General features: G+C 58.8%; 13 protein-coding genes and 1 pseudogene. 6 read left to right on the top strand and 8 right to left on the bottom strand.

From position 1 onward, the window contains the following. Window positions 1-2: 2 nt before the first annotated feature. From ABJH13_RS09775 to ABJH13_RS09755, 5 genes are all read right to left on the bottom strand, one after another. Window positions 3-1214 (bottom strand): acetyl-CoA C-acetyltransferase, encoded by a 1212-nt coding sequence (locus tag ABJH13_RS09775; protein ID WP_348406025.1) that lies wholly within the window; start codon window positions 1212-1214, stop codon window positions 3-5. 37 nt (window positions 1215-1251) lie between these two features. After that, on the bottom strand, window positions 1252-1890 hold the full coding sequence (locus ABJH13_RS09770; RefSeq protein ID WP_348406024.1) for a glutathione S-transferase family protein: 639 nt from the start codon (window positions 1888-1890) through the stop codon (window positions 1252-1254). Window positions 1891-2371: 481 nt separating this feature from the next. Further along, window positions 2372-4153, bottom strand: a complete 1782-nt coding sequence (locus ABJH13_RS09765) for an acyl-CoA dehydrogenase C-terminal domain-containing protein (protein WP_348406023.1) — start codon at window positions 4151-4153, stop codon at window positions 2372-2374. Window positions 4154-4189: 36 nt separating this feature from the next. Further along, on the bottom strand, window positions 4190-4591 hold the full coding sequence (locus ABJH13_RS09760) for a MerR family DNA-binding transcriptional regulator (protein ID WP_348406022.1): 402 nt from the start codon (window positions 4589-4591) through the stop codon (window positions 4190-4192). 196 nt (window positions 4592-4787) lie between these two features. Beyond that, complete coding sequence (locus ABJH13_RS09755; RefSeq protein WP_348406021.1) at window positions 4788-5162, bottom strand: MerR family DNA-binding transcriptional regulator; 375 nt, start codon at window positions 5160-5162, stop codon at window positions 4788-4790. A 132-nt stretch (window positions 5163-5294) separates the two neighbouring features. Between ABJH13_RS09755 and ABJH13_RS09750 the strand changes: the two genes are divergently transcribed. The 3 genes from ABJH13_RS09750 to ABJH13_RS09740 are packed head-to-tail and all read left to right on the top strand — an operon-like array spanning window position 5295 to window position 7544. Next, window positions 5295-5717 (top strand): PaaI family thioesterase, encoded by a 423-nt coding sequence (locus ABJH13_RS09750; RefSeq protein ID WP_348406020.1) that lies wholly within the window; start codon window positions 5295-5297, stop codon window positions 5715-5717. Next, window positions 5714-6229, top strand: coding sequence for a PaaI family thioesterase (locus ABJH13_RS09745; RefSeq protein ID WP_348406019.1), 516 nt, complete (start codon window positions 5714-5716; stop codon window positions 6227-6229). Before ABJH13_RS09750 ends, ABJH13_RS09745 begins: the two co-directional genes overlap by 4 nt. Beyond that, window positions 6222-7544, top strand: coding sequence for an MATE family efflux transporter (locus ABJH13_RS09740; protein ID WP_348406018.1), 1323 nt, complete (start codon window positions 6222-6224; stop codon window positions 7542-7544). Before ABJH13_RS09745 ends, ABJH13_RS09740 begins: the two co-directional genes overlap by 8 nt. Here ABJH13_RS09740 and ABJH13_RS09735 read toward each other — a convergent pair. Together ABJH13_RS09735 and ABJH13_RS09730 are read right to left on the bottom strand one after the other, a co-directional pair. Continuing rightward, window positions 7541-8583: pseudogene (locus ABJH13_RS09735) on the bottom strand (quinone-dependent dihydroorotate dehydrogenase). The gene ABJH13_RS09740 and the pseudogene ABJH13_RS09735 overlap by 4 nt on opposite strands. Further along, entirely contained in the window at window positions 8580-8930 is a 351-nt protein-coding gene (locus ABJH13_RS09730) for a DUF952 domain-containing protein (RefSeq protein ID WP_348406098.1), read from the bottom strand. The pseudogene ABJH13_RS09735 and the gene ABJH13_RS09730 overlap by 4 nt, the downstream one beginning before the upstream one ends. 195 nt (window positions 8931-9125) lie before the next feature. Here ABJH13_RS09730 and ABJH13_RS09725 point away from each other — a divergent pair, with 195 nt between their 5' ends. After that, on the top strand, window positions 9126-10682 hold the full coding sequence (locus ABJH13_RS09725; protein WP_348406017.1) for a bifunctional metallophosphatase/5'-nucleotidase: 1557 nt from the start codon (window positions 9126-9128) through the stop codon (window positions 10680-10682). Window positions 10683-10937: 255 nt separating this feature from the next. Here ABJH13_RS09725 and ABJH13_RS09720 read toward each other — a convergent pair whose 3' ends face one another. After that, a complete protein-coding gene (locus ABJH13_RS09720) occupies window positions 10938-11849 on the bottom strand; it encodes a LysR substrate-binding domain-containing protein (RefSeq protein ID WP_348406016.1) in 912 nt (303 codons plus the stop codon). A 111-nt stretch (window positions 11850-11960) separates the two neighbouring features. Here ABJH13_RS09720 and ABJH13_RS09715 point away from each other — a divergent pair, with 111 nt between their 5' ends. After that, window positions 11961-13184, top strand: a complete 1224-nt coding sequence (locus tag ABJH13_RS09715) for an acyl-CoA dehydrogenase (protein WP_348406015.1) — start codon at window positions 11961-11963, stop codon at window positions 13182-13184. A gap of 134 nt (window positions 13185-13318) precedes the next feature. Beyond that, on the top strand, window positions 13319-14080 hold the full coding sequence (locus tag ABJH13_RS09710; protein WP_348406014.1) for an SDR family oxidoreductase: 762 nt from the start codon (window positions 13319-13321) through the stop codon (window positions 14078-14080). Window positions 14081-14189 lie beyond the last annotated feature (109 nt).

Raw genomic sequence — 14189 nt, 5'->3', positions numbered from 1 at the left:
GGTCAGACCCTCTCGATGATGGTTGCGGCACCCATGCCCGATGCGATGCACAATGTGGCGAGGCCGACCTCTTTGTCTGCGCGTTCCATTTCGTCCAGCAGGGTGCCGATAATCATTGCGCCCGTGGCGCCCAACGGGTGCCCCATGGCGATAGACCCGCCGTTTACGTTGACCTTTTCACTTTCAACATCAAAGGCTTGCATGAACCGCAAAACAACGGCGGCAAAGGCCTCGTTGACCTCAAACAAGTCGATGTCTTTGATGGACATCCCCGTATCGGCCAAGATTTTTTCTGTCACGGGCACCGGACCGGTCAACATAATCGTGGGGTCCGTGCCGATCTTGGCGGTGGCACGAATGCGCGCGCGGGGTTTCAGCCCATGCTTTTCGCCAAACGCCTTTGACCCGATCAACACGGCCGCAGCCCCGTCCACAATGCCACTGGAATTGCCCGCGTGGTGAATGTGGTTGATCCGCTCCAGATGGGGGTATTTCATCAGTGCGACCTTGTCGAAACCGGGCATCACCTCGCCCATCGCCTGAAACGCGGGGTTCAGCCCCCCAAGCGATTGCATGTCGGTTTGCGGGCGCATGTATTCGTCACGGTCCAAGATCAGCAGGCCGTTTTGATCGCGGATCTCAATGACCGATTTGGCAAACCGCCCGTCGTCCCAGGCCGCTTTGGCGCGGCGTTGCGATTCCACGGCAAGCTGATCGGCATCATCGCGAGTAAACCCATATTCTGTCGCGATAATATCGGCGCTGATACCCTGCGGCACAAAATATTTCTCCATCGCCAAGGTAGGGTCGACGGCAATCGCCGCGCCGTCTGACCCCATGGGAACCCGGCCCATCATTTCGACGCCGCCGGCGATATAGGCCTCGCCCGCGCCGCCTTTGACCTGATTGGCCGCCAGGTTGACGGCTTCCATGCCGGACGCGCAAAATCGGTTGATCGCAAGGCCGGGAATGCGTTCGTCCAGATCTGACGCCAGCACAGCGGACCGCGCCAGACAGCCGCCCTGTTCCATCACTTGGGTGACATTGCCCCAAATCACGTCCTCGACGGCGTGACCTTGCAGGTTGTTGCGGTCTTTGAGGGCATTCAACGTCTGCGCCGAAAGCCGCAATGATGTCACTTCATGCAGGCTGCCGTCTTTGCGGCCCTTGCCACGCGGGGTGCGCAGCGCGTCGTAGATATAAGCGTGGGTCATGTCTTTCTCCTTGTCGCGCTGCGCGCTGTCGTTTCGGTTAGGCGCGGTCGGCTGGGCTGCCGGGCATTAAATCATAAGGGGCTTTCCAGCCGGGGGTGTCCGACAGGCGGGTGAGCCATGCGTCGATATGGGGCCAGTCGGCGCGATTAAATCCAAAGGGTTCAGGGTAGTACAGATACCCGCAGCAACTGAGGTCGGCGTTGGTGATGGCGTCTCCGACCATCCAATCGCGCCCGGCGAGGTGATCATTCAAGACGGCGTAAACCGCCGCCAAACGCGCCTGATGAAAGGCGATGACCTCGGCGGGCCGTTTGTCTTCGGGCAGGAAATTCATCAAAAACCGCGTCATGCCCGCCCCGGAGCTAAGCTTGTGATTGTCCCACAACACCCAACGCAACACCTCGCGGCGTTCGGCGGGTGAATTGCCCCCAAACTTGCCTGTTTTCTCGGTGATATAGTCTTGTATCACCCCGGATTGGGTCAGGCGGATATCGCCGTCGACCATCACGGGAACCTCGCCCATGCTATTGATGTCAGAGCGATATTCGGGTGCTCTGGTCTCTCCGTTGAAGAAATCAACTTTGACAGGTGACCAGTCTACGCCAGAAAGTTCCAGCGCGAGGGCTGCTTTGTAGGCGTTGCCGCTTTCGCCAAAGCAGTAAAGTTGGATGGTCATGTCGGTATGTCCTTTGGTTTTTTGCCGAATGTTTCTGTCTTAGTATTTAAGGAACGATGAAGCGCCGCAGCAGTTGGTGTCACCACAACGTGACCCATGCGTCGTAGGGTAATAACCCTCACGACAGGTGCACGTAGAGGCCACCCACGAGGGGCGGAAGACAGTTTTGTCTTTATGTTTCAGGATGTTGCATCCTCCCAAATGCGCATCATCTGTGTATGTCTTGGACCCCAATGGTACAGTTAGCTGTGGGATCCATACCGTAAGTTCGTAGTATCGAATGTCTTTACGGGAAAAGACAATGTCCTATTGCAACCCATGCCTGTGTCGGCGCGAATACGGCACCCCATGGTGAGACCTCAAAACCGCCCCGCGCATGCTGTGGCGCGCAGAACGTCACACCTAAAATCTGGGGCCCAAAGCGCCATACACGCGGTGTTTTAACCGGCAGGTGCTGGGGGCCCCAAACGTATCTTGTTCCTTAAAACTGCGCCGCGTCCAAAGCCATGACTGTCTGAGCGCCGCTTTCAATGCGGCTAAGGTGTAGTGCTGTCGCGGGCAATTGCCGCGCCATATAGTACCGGCCAGTGTGCAGCTTTGTCTGGTAAAACGCAGGATCCGCCGCGTCGTTTTCCAACGCTGTTTTTGCGGCCTTACCCATACGTGCCCACATCAACCCAAGGCAAACGTGCCCGAATAGATGCATGAAATCATAAGACCCAGACAACGCATTATTGGGTTTTTTTAGGCCGTTTTCCATGAAATACATGCCTGCCGCCTGCAGATCTTTGCTTGCAGCCTTAAGCGGGTTCAGGAAATCGGCGTCAAATTCTGGATCCTGGCCCGCATTATCCTTGATGAAACCTTTCACAAGATCAAAGAACGCCATCACATGTTTGCCGCCGTCCTGCATGAGCTTGCGCCCCACCAGATCAAGCGCCTGCACGCCATTGGCCCCCTCATAGATCATAGCGATCCGCGCATCACGGGTGAATTGGGACATGCCCCATTCTTCGATATACCCGTGCCCGCCATAGATCTGTTGGGCCTTGACGGTCATGTCATAGCCCTGATCCGTGAGGAACCCCTTGATCACCGGGGTCATCAGCGACACCAGCCCATCGGCGGCCTGATCTTCGGCGCGGTGGGCGGCATCGATCAGCGTTGACCCCCAAAGCAGAAACGCGCGCGCGCCTTCGGCAAAGCTCTTTTGGTCCATCAACGCGCGCCGAATGTCAGGATGCACGATCAATGGGTCGGCGGGCCCGTCGGGGTTTTTGGCGCCGGTCACGTCGCGCCCTTGCAGGCGGTCCTTAGCGTAATCCAATGCGTTTTGATAGGCGACCTCAGCCTGACCAAGGCCCTGCATACCCACACCCAGACGCGCTTCGTTCATCATGGTGAACATCGCGCGCATGCCTTTGTGTTCTTCGCCCAACAGGAACCCGGTGGCCCCGTCGTAATTCATCACGCAGGTCGAATTGCCATGGATGCCCATTTTCTCTTCGATGCTGCCAACGGACACCCCATTGCGCGCGCCCAATGTGCGGTCATCGTTGACACATATCTTGGGAACAATAAACAGCGACACACCTTTGATCCCGTCAGGCGCACCGGCGATCTTTGCCAGCACAAGGTGGATGATGTTGTCGGCCATGTCATGGTCACCGGCCGAGATGAATATCTTCTGGCCGGTGATTTTGTAGCTGCCATTGGGTTGGGGGTCGGCTTTGGTGCGCATCAGGCCCAAATCGGTGCCGCAATGGGGTTCTGTCAGGTTCATCGTGCCGGTCCAGTCGCAGGCGACCATCTTGGGCAGGTAGGTGTCTTTTTGCGCGTCTGTGCCATGGGCAAGGATCGCCGAAGCCGCACCATGTGTCAGACCTTGATACATGGTGAACGCCATATTGGAGGCAGAGAACATTTCCCCCACGGCGGTTCCGATCACGATAGGCATGTTCTGCCCGCCGTAGGCTTCGGGCATGTCGAGCCCAGGCCAGCCGCCGTCTTTGACCTGCGCAAAGGCCTGCTTGAACCCTGTCGGGGTGCTGACCACGCCATCAGCCAAGGTGCAGCCTTCGGTGTCGCCCACAGCATTCAGCGGGGTCAATACGTCGGATGTCAGCTTGCCGGCTTCTTCCAGAATGGCCGATGTGAAATCGGCGTCTAGTTCATCGTATCCCGGAATGCTTTGCTCAGTCACCTTCAGGACATCATGCAGAACGAATTGCATATCTTTGGTGGGGGCTGTGTATCTTGGCATTCTGTCTCTCTCCCTAAATGCGTGATCGTCGGTGGATTATTCGGCAGCGCTGCGCGGTGTGCGCAGGGACGCCAGCATGTCTTCTCCCCATTTCAACTGATCGGTCAGTTCGGTGATGGCCTCGTTGAGCGTGTCGCGTTGGCGCACCATTTCGGCCAGACGTTCGTGCCCCATCGCGTAGGTTTGCTCCAGCTGCGTTTGTTGCTGGTCGCCCATGTCGTACAGATCCAGCAACTGGCGGATATCTTCCAGGCTGAACCCGAATTTCTTGCCCCGCAGGATCAGTTTAAGCCGCGCGCGGTCGCGTCTGGTGAACAGACGTTTTTGACCTTCGCGGGTCGGCGACAGCAGCTCTTTGCTCTCGTAAAAACGCAAGGTGCGTGGGGTTACGTCAAACGCATCGCACATCTGCCGGATAGTGAGGGTCTCATGGGTCACTGGCTTTACCTTTTTTACTATGAAACGCTGTACACATATGAACTAAATGATCAGCTACAACAAATGATGAAGTTTACGTAAGCCGAACGTCACGTCACTTTGGCGATGATCACGCGAGATGTGATTTGGCAAGGTCCAGACACGCGAAAACCTCCCGCATATAGCCGGTTACAAGGCGGTCTGTTTTGCGTGCAGGTTAGGGTGGGCTGATCTCTTGAGCGACGGAATCGCGCAGGTCTTGCAGCTCCTGCATCGCCTCATCCAACTGGCGGCGCTGTTCGGCCAGCTCCTTGAGCTGCCCGTTGGCCATATCTATCCAGGTTTTCATCTGCGCTGATGTGCCTTCGTTTTCATACATCATCAACCATTGCCGAATATCTTCCAAGGGAAAGCCAAATTTGCGGCCCCGCAAGATCAGTTTCATACGGGCGCGTTCGCGCGCGCCATAAAACCGTGTTCGCCCTTCGCGGTCGGGTTTCAGCAATTCGATGTATTCGTAATACCGCAGGGTGCGCGGCGTGACGTCAAATGCGGCACACATAGCTTTGAATGTCAGGCGTTCGTCTGCCATAAAAACCTTCTCCTCGGGCTCTAAGCTAGGCCGGGGGCTGCTCAAGCGCAACCATCGCTCTTGCTCTTGTCGGGTTTGTGAGACGATAAAGGGCCCGACCATATCCGGGGTCCCCCCGTTGGAGCCATCAACATGACCAAAAAAACCGAAATTGCCCGGCAGTTTATCGAAGCAATCCCCCACAGCAAAGCACTGGGGATGCGGTTGACCGAGATGGGCGAGGGCACAGCCGTGATCGAAATGCCCTATGATCAAAAACTCGTAGGCGACCCCGAAACAGGGGTGCTGCACGGGGGCGCGGTGTCGGCGTTGATGGATACATGTTGTGGTGCGGCGGTGATGAGCCACCCGGCCAATGCAGGCGGGACGGCCACCATCGATTTGCGCATCGATTACATGCGCGCGGCGGCACCGGGTCAGGCGATCACCGCGCGCGCCGAATGCTACCACGTCACGCGCACGGTTGCCTTTGTGCGGGCCACGGCCTGTGACGAAGACACGGGCAACCCGGTGGCTGCGGCCACAGGGGCATTCACCGTGGAGGGCACCCGATGAAAGCGCCGCGCCGCCCACCCGAACCGGTTCAGGTCATCAAACAACGCCGCGATGCTACCCTGCGCGCGTTGGTGCAGGGCGTGCCCTATATTCAATATCTTGGTATCCAATTCGAACGCAAAGGCGATGAACTGACCGGCGTTTTGCCGTTTGACCAAAAACTGATCGGCAACCCGATGTTGCCGGCCATTCACGGGGGCGTCACGGCGGCATTTCTTGAGGTCACGGCGATCATCACGCTAAGCTGGACATACCTGTGGGAAGACGTTGAATCAGGGGCCATCGATACCGCGTCTCTGGCCAAAGGTGGTCTGCCGCGCCTTCCTAAAACAATAGATATTTCAACGGATTACCTGCGTTCTGGCTTGCCGCGCGACGCCTATGCACGGGCGCGGATAAATCGGTCGGGGCGGCGCTATGCGTCGGTGCATGTTGAGGCATGGCAAGACAACCGCAGCCGTTTGTTTGCGCAGGCCACCGGACATTTTCTGATGCCACAACCGCGTGACTGATCCGCAGCCCGCGCCCATCAGCCATCGGCGGGTGTTAAAGATCGCGCTGCCCATTGTGTTGTCCAACGCAACGGTGCCGATTTTGGGCGCCGTAGACGTGGGCGTGGTCGGCCAAATGGGCGCGGCGGCCCCAATCGGGGCGGTGGCGCTTGGGGCGGTCATCCTGTCCACGGTCTATTGGATTTTCGGCTTTTTGCGCATGGGCACCGTTGGTCTTGTGGGGCAGGCCGCAGGGGCGGGCGATCATGCCGAAGTGTCGGCGTGGCTGACCCGCGCGTTGCTGGTGGCGGGTGCGGCGGGGGTGGCGCTGATTGTGTTGCAGCCGTTGATCTTTTGGGGTGCGCTATGGTTGGCAAGCGCCAGCCCAGAGGTGACGGATCTGGCTTGGACCTACCTGAGCATCCGCATCTGGACGGCCCCTGCCGCAATCGCGGTTTATGCGCTGACGGGCTGGCTGGTCGCGATGGAACGCACGGCGGGCGTGTTTTGGGTGCAGCTGGTGATGAACGGCGTGAACATCCTGCTTGATCTGCTGTTTGTACTGGTCTTTGACTGGGGCGTGGCGGGCGTGGCTGTGGCCACTGTGATCGCAGAAATAACCGGCGCGGGGCTGGGGCTGTGGTTTTGCCGTGGGGCCTTTGCCTGCCCCGATTGGCGCGATTGGCCGCGTGTGTTTGACCATGCCAAACTGATCCGCATGGCGTTGCTGAACACAGATATCCTGTTGCGTTCGGCGATGTTGATGGTGATCTTTTCGTCATTTGTGTTCATAGGGGCGCGGTTTGGCGATGTGACCCTGGCCGCCAACGAAGTGTTGATCCAATTCATGTACATCACGGCCTATGCGATGGATGGGTTTGCCTTTGCCGCTGAAACCCTGATTGCGCGCGCCTATGGCCGTGGAGATCGCGCCTATGTGCGCCGTGCGGCACTGGTGACATCGATCTGGGGCATGGTGATTTGTCTCACGACGGCGGTGGCCTTTGCACTGGCGGGGGGGATGATCATCGATCTTATGGCCAAGAACGTAGAGGTGCAGCAAGCCGCGCGCGCGTTTTTACCCTATATGGTGGTGGCCCCGCTTGTGGGGTGGGCGGCGTGGATGCTGGACGGTATCTTTATCGGCGCAACCCGCAGCCAAGACATGCGCAACATGATGGCGCTGAGCTTTGTGATTTATTGGGTGGCGATTGCGATTTTGGTGCCCGTTTTGGGCAATCACGGGCTGTGGTTGGCTTTGCTGGTGTCGTTTGTAGCGCGGGGCGTGACGCTGGGCCTGCGGTACCCCGCGTTAGAGGCCGCCGCTTCGCGCTAAAGCCACGCGTCGCGCCCGGTGCCCACGGCCTCGGATACGCTGGCAAACCCGTCACGCGCCAGCAAATCATCAAGGCCGCGTACGATGTCTGTCACCAACGATAGCCCCCCGTATACCAGCGCGGTGTAAAGCTGCACGGCGGATGCCCCTGCGCGGATTTTGGCATAGGCCTGCTCGGCGGAGCCCACCCCCCCACACCAATCAGCGGAATATCCGTTTGCGTGGACAGCTGTGCCAACACCCGCGTCGCGCGTTCAAACAAGGGCTGCCCCGAAAGACCACCCGCCTGGGCTGCATGGGGACTGCGCAGACCCTCACGCGACACCGTTGTGTTGGTCGCGATGATGGCGTCTACGCCCGTGTCACGTGCAACAACCGCGAGATCTGCGATTTCTGATGCAGATAAATCAGGCGCGATTTTAAGAAACACCGGCGTGTTCCCACGCACCTGCATGACCCCGTCCAACAGCGCCGCCAGCGCCGCAGGCCCTTGCAGATCGCGCAGCTTTTCGGTGTTGGGCGACGACACATTGACCGTTGCAAAGCTAACGTCACCGCCAAGGTGGGCCATGACGGTTGCAAAATCCGCGGCGCGGTCGTCGCTGGTTTTATTGGCGCCAAGGTTGATGCCCACGGGGATATTACTGCGCGCGGCACGCAGCCGCGCCCCGATGGCGTGCATGCCGTCGTTGTTGAACCCAAACCGGTTGATCGCGGCGGCGTCTTCGGTCAGACGGAACAGCCGTGGCTTGGGGTTGCCCGGTTGCGGCAGGGGGGTTGCGGCCCCGGCCTCGACAAACCCGATACCGCACTGCGACAAGGCCGCTGTGCTCTCGGCGTTTTTGTCGAACCCGGCGGCGATCCCGATGGGGTTTGGCACGGCCATGCCCGCAATGTCGGTCTTGAGCCGGTCAGATGTCACCGGCCCCGGTGCGACTGCCAGCCCGCTCCGCAGGGCCCGCAGCGCCATGGCGTGCGCGGTTTCGGGGTCAAACCGGCGCAGCGCCGCAAGGCCGATCCGTTCTACCGTGCGGTTCATGCGCTGGCCTCATCCCACCCGGCGGGAAATTCATGGGCCCCGTTGTTGAAGGGCAGGGGCTGCGCCCACACCACGTCTTTTATCGACAGCTCACGGTAAAGATGCGGGAACAAGGCCCCCCCGCGCGACACTTCCCATGTGAGGTCATCGCCCAGCCGGTCCGTATCAACGGCGAGCAACATCAGGTCGGTTTCACCGGCGAAATGCTTGGCGGCGGTTTCTGCGGCTTGGGCGGCGGTGGAAAAATGCACATAGCCGTCTGCGACATCAATCGGCGCGCCTTGCGTGGTGCCTTGGGCGCGCAGGGCGGCCCATTCGTCAGAGCGGAAAATCTTGAATATCATCATGGGCGCGGTGATGCCCGGTTGCGCGTGTCGGGTCAAGTTCAACAGGACGGGCAAGGCCCCGCGCAGCATGACGCCGGATTGGGCCCCCGCGCGCGCTGACGTCAGGGCAGGTACGGTTTGCGCCACGCAACCTTTGACAGCGCCGGGGACGCACGTCACCATATGGCCCATATAACCTAAAATGGGGGACAGACCATGAACCGATTCCTGACAGCGACCGCAGCGCTGGCCCTGACCAGTGGCGTGGCCGCGGCAGACTATAACCTGACCATTCTGCACACCAATGATTTCCACGCGCGATTTGAACCGATCAGCAAATACGACAGCGGCTGTTCTGTTGAGGACGACGTGGCGGGCGAATGTTTCGGCGGGTCGGCACGGTTGGTCACGGCCATCGAAGAGGCACGCGGGCGGGCGGGCAATTCCATTTTGGTGGATGGGGGCGATCAGTTCCAAGGCACGTTATTCTACACCTACTACAAGGGCGCATTGGCCGCCGAGATGATGAACAAGATGGGCTATGACGCCATGACCGTGGGCAACCACGAGTTTGACGACGGCCCCGAGGTGCTGCGCGGTTTCATGGATGCGGTGACGTTTCCTGTGTTGATGTCGAACGCGGATGTATCTGGCGAACCGTTGTTGGCCGACACATTGGCGAAATCCACAGTGATCGAACGCGACGGTGAAAAGCTGGGGCTGATCGGGCTGACGCCACAAAACACCGATGAACTTGCGTCGCCGGGCGACAACATCACGTTTTCTGATCCGGTTGCGGCGGTACAGGGCGAAGTGGACCGTCTGAGCGCCGAAGGTGTGAACAAGATCATCGTCCTGAGCCACTCTGGGTACCGCACAGACCAACGTGTGGCGGCCGAAACGACGGGTGTTGATGTGATTGTGGGCGGGCATTCCAATTCGCTGCTGTCCAACACGTCGGACCGTGCCGAGGGGCCGTACCCTACGATGGTCGGCGACACGGCGATTGTGCAGGCCTACGCCTATGGCAAGTTTCTGGGTGAATTGAACCTGACGTTCGACGACGCCGGCGATATCGTCGAGGCCAAGGGCGAACCCTTGCTGATTGATGCGACCGTGACCGCCGACGCGGCGACTGCCGAACGTATCGCACTGGCGGCCAAACCGCTGGAAGAAATCCGCAGCCGTGTGGTGGCCGAAACGGCGGCTGAAATCGTTGGTGTGCGCGAAGATTGCCGGGCACGCGAATGCGCGATGGGCAACCTGATCGCAGATGCGATGTTGGCGCGGGTCAAGGATCAGGGCGTGCAGATCGCGGTTCAGAACGGCGGCGGCATTCGCGCCAGTATCGACGCGGGGCAGGTCACCATGGGCGAAGTTCTCACGGTGCTGCCGTTCCAGAACACGCTTAGCACCTTTGAGGTGACAGGGGCCACGATGGTTGCGGCGCTTGAAAATGGTGTGAGCCAACACGAAGACGGCGCGGGTCGTTTCTTGCAGGTGGCGGGTATCAGCTTTGCGGTTGATGTCGCGCAACCGGCGGGTAGCCGGATCAGCGATGTGATGGTAGGCGGTGCGCCGATCGACCCTACCAAGCTGTATTCCGTGGTGTCGAACAACTACGTCCGCAATGGCGGTGACGGGTTTGACATGTTCAAAGATGCGAAAAACGCATATGACTTTGGCCCAGATCTGGCGGATGTCACGGCCGAATTTTTGGCGGGGGATGGCCCTTACACACCCTATACTGATGGCCGCATTACGCTGAAGTAATCTGGTTTGTAGAGCTACAGGAAACGCGCGCGGCGATGTCGTGCGCGTTTTGCGTTTCTGGGGCAAAGCCGGGAAGGGCTACCTTGAAAGTGATCAGTCCGGGCGTAACACGACACCATTTAAAAATGAGCAAAGCGATGCTCAGACAAAAACCTCGGACCGATCTCTCTCAACCGGTAGATGGGGTTTATTTAAATTTGAATTAAGGCAGAAACAGGTCACCTTTGCGCCCAAAACGGTGCATTTTGCCGTGTGTCAGACGTGATCATCCCCGGCGTGGGCCGCGGTGCGTTGCAAGGCCAACCAATCGCGAAACGCCTCTAGTGCTGGGGGGCAGGGGCGGTCTGCGGGCCAGACAAGGTAATAGCTGCCGATGCTTTGCGCGCTTTGTGTTGCGGCCAATACCAACTGTCCGTTGGCCAGATAGGGATCGGCAAAAAACGTAGGCAAAAGCGCGATGCCCAACCCATGGATCGCCGCCTGCGCCATGGTGGAAAACTGGTCAAACATCATGCCCGGTGGGGGGTCGCTGTCTTGACCAACCGCGCGCAACCACCGCGCCCACCCTCGGGGGCGGGTGTCCAAATGCAGCAGGTCAAATTGCAAAATCTCCTGCGGATCAGTGAGCGGTGTGGCGATCAGGCTGGGCGCACAAACCGGCACCACAGTTTCTGGCAACAGCGGCAGATACCCCACGCCGGGCCAATCTTCGCGCCCGAAATGAATGGCGGCATCAAACTGGGACCCGCGAAAATCAAACGGGGCGAGGCGGGTCGACAAGTTCACCGTCACTTCGGGGTGGGTCCGCGCAAAATCACGCAGGCGCGGCGCCAACCAATGCATGCCAAAGGCCGGCAAGATGGCCAAGTTTAGCGCGCCTATTTCGGGGCCCGTCTGGGCCGCAACGCCCGCCTGCGCCAACCGTTGCAAGGTGGTGCGCACCGTTCTGACATAGCGTTCACCTTGCGGGGTGACGACCAACCCGCGCCCTTTGCGGGCCAGCAACGCAACGCCCAATTGGTCTTCGAGCAGCTTGAGCTGACGGCTCACGGCGCTTTGCGTCAGTGACAATTCAGCGGCCGCTTGGGTGGCGCTGCCCAACCGGGCGACGGCCTCAAAGGCCAGCAAGGCAGGGATCGAGGGCAGGTACCGACGTGGCAAAGACATATGATTTATTTTCATGAATCCTAGGATAAAGCATCGTTAGTGTTTTGGCGGTGAGTTTGCAATAATAGCTCAACGCCCTACGAGGCCGCGGTTGATATCAAAGGATCACACATGAACGTTGAAGCGCCTGTTTTAAAAGCCAAGGATGCGCCTGATTTGGCAGGGTTCACCTGGGCCGACCCTTTCCGTTTGTCCGATCAGTTGCACGAAGACGAACGCCTGATCCGCGATAGCGCGCAGGCCTTTGCTGCCGAAAAACTACAACCACGGATCATCGACGCCTTCGAGAACGAAACAACCGAGCCCGAGATTTTTCGCGAAATGGGGGATATGGGCCTGTTGGGCATCACGTGCCCCGAAGAATACGGCGGCTTGGGCGGATCTTACGTGTCTTACGGGCTTGTCGCGCGAGAAATCGAACGCGTCGACAGCGGGTACCGGTCGATGATGTCGGTACAGTCGAGCCTCGTGATCTATCCGATTTACGCCTATGGTTCAGAGGCGCAGCGGCAAAAATATCTACCAAAACTGTGCTCTGGCGAATGGATCGGGTGTTTTGGCCTGACGGAACCCGATGCCGGGTCTGACCCTGCGGGCATGAAAACCCGCGCCGAGAAAACCGCGACCGGGTATAAGATCACCGGTTCAAAGATGTGGATATCGAACGCACCCATTGCGGATGTATTCGTAGTTTGGGCCAAGTCCGAAGCGCATGGTGGCAAGATCCGTGGGTTCATTCTGGACAAGGGCATGACCGGCCTGACGGCCCCCAAAGTGGGCAATAAACTTTCGCTGCGGGCGTCGATTACCGGCGAGATTGTCATGGATGGGGTCGAGGTCGGAGAAGAGGCGTTGTTGCCGCATGTTCAGGGGCTTAAGGGGCCATTTGGCTGCCTGAACCGCGCGCGATATGGGATCAGCTGGGGCGTCATGGGGGCCGCGGAATTCTGTTGGCATGCAGCGCTGCAATACGGGCTGGACCGGCACCAATTTGGCAAACCCTTGGCCGGCACGCAGTTGTTTCAGAAAAAGCTGGCCGACATGCAGACCGAAATCGCGCTAGGCCTACAGGCGTCATTGCAGGTGGGGCGCCTGATGGATGCGGCCAGCGCGGCGCCCGAGATGATATCTATCGTCAAGCGCAACAATTGCGGCAAGGCGTTGGACATCGCACGGCATGCGCGTGATATGCATGGCGGCAACGGAATTTCCGGCGAATTTCAGGTGATCCGTCACATGATGAACCTGGAGACCGTGAACACCTACGAGGGCACCCATGATGTGCATGCATTGATCTTGGGGCGTGCACAGACGGGCATTCAGGCGTTTTTCTAGGACGGTGATGCGTCCTGTACCACGACATAACGGCGCGTGGGGCATGACTGAACACAAAGGGTTGAGATGATGTTAAAGCTGCGGCGACTTAGCACTACACGGGCGGATTTTGGCCCCCAAACAGGGGCAATGTTTTGACTGATTTGCCCCGCACCCCGGCGTTTGATCTGACCGGAAAACATGCGTTGGTCACGGGGGCGTCTTCGGGGATAGGGTTGGGCTGTGCAGTGGCGCTGGCCGAGGCGGGGGCCCATGTGACCTGCGCCGCACGGCGCCCCGGCCCGTTGCAGCAGTGCGTCGCATCCATGACATCTGCGGGGTTTGCGGCGCAGGCATTGCCGTTGGATCAGACCGATTTGCACGCCTTAGAAAACACCTTTTCGCAGCCGTTTGATATTGTCGTCAATTCCGCCGGGTCCGCTCGCCATTCGCCCACGGTGGACACCACACCAGATGACTATGATGCGGTGATGAACATCAACCTGCGCAGCGCCTATTTCCTGTCTACTTTTGCGGCTAAGGCGTTGCAAAATAATGGTAAGCCGGGGTCAATTATTCACATTTCCAGCCAGATGGGGCAGGTGGGTGGCGTTGACCGCGCCGTCTATTGTGCGTCGAAACACGGGCTGGAAGGCATGGTCAAAGCGATGGCCATCGAATGGGGCAAATCAGGCATTCGGATCAACACGATTTGCCCGACATTCATCCGGACACCGCTGAGCAAAGTGACCTTTGACAACCCCGAGCGGTTGGCGTGGATAATGGATAAAATCAAATTGCCGCGTGTGGGCGAGGTCGAAGACATCATGGGGGCGGCGTTGTTTTTGGCGTCAGACGCATCGGCGATGGTCACGGGCACATCGATGCTGATTGATGGCGGCTGGACGGCGGGCTGATCAATTTTGATGCGGTGCTTTTCTGGTTCAATCGCGCAAAACATGGGGGACATTCTTAAGAGTCACGCCGGTATAGTCAGGGTCGATGAAATATCGAGCACGAATCTGA

Source organism: Roseobacter sp., assembly GCF_039970775.1.
Taxonomy (GTDB): Bacteria; Pseudomonadota; Alphaproteobacteria; order Rhodobacterales; family Rhodobacteraceae; genus Roseobacter.
The sequence above is the reverse complement of the archived record's forward strand: the minus strand, read 5'-3'. Positions and strand labels throughout refer to the sequence as shown.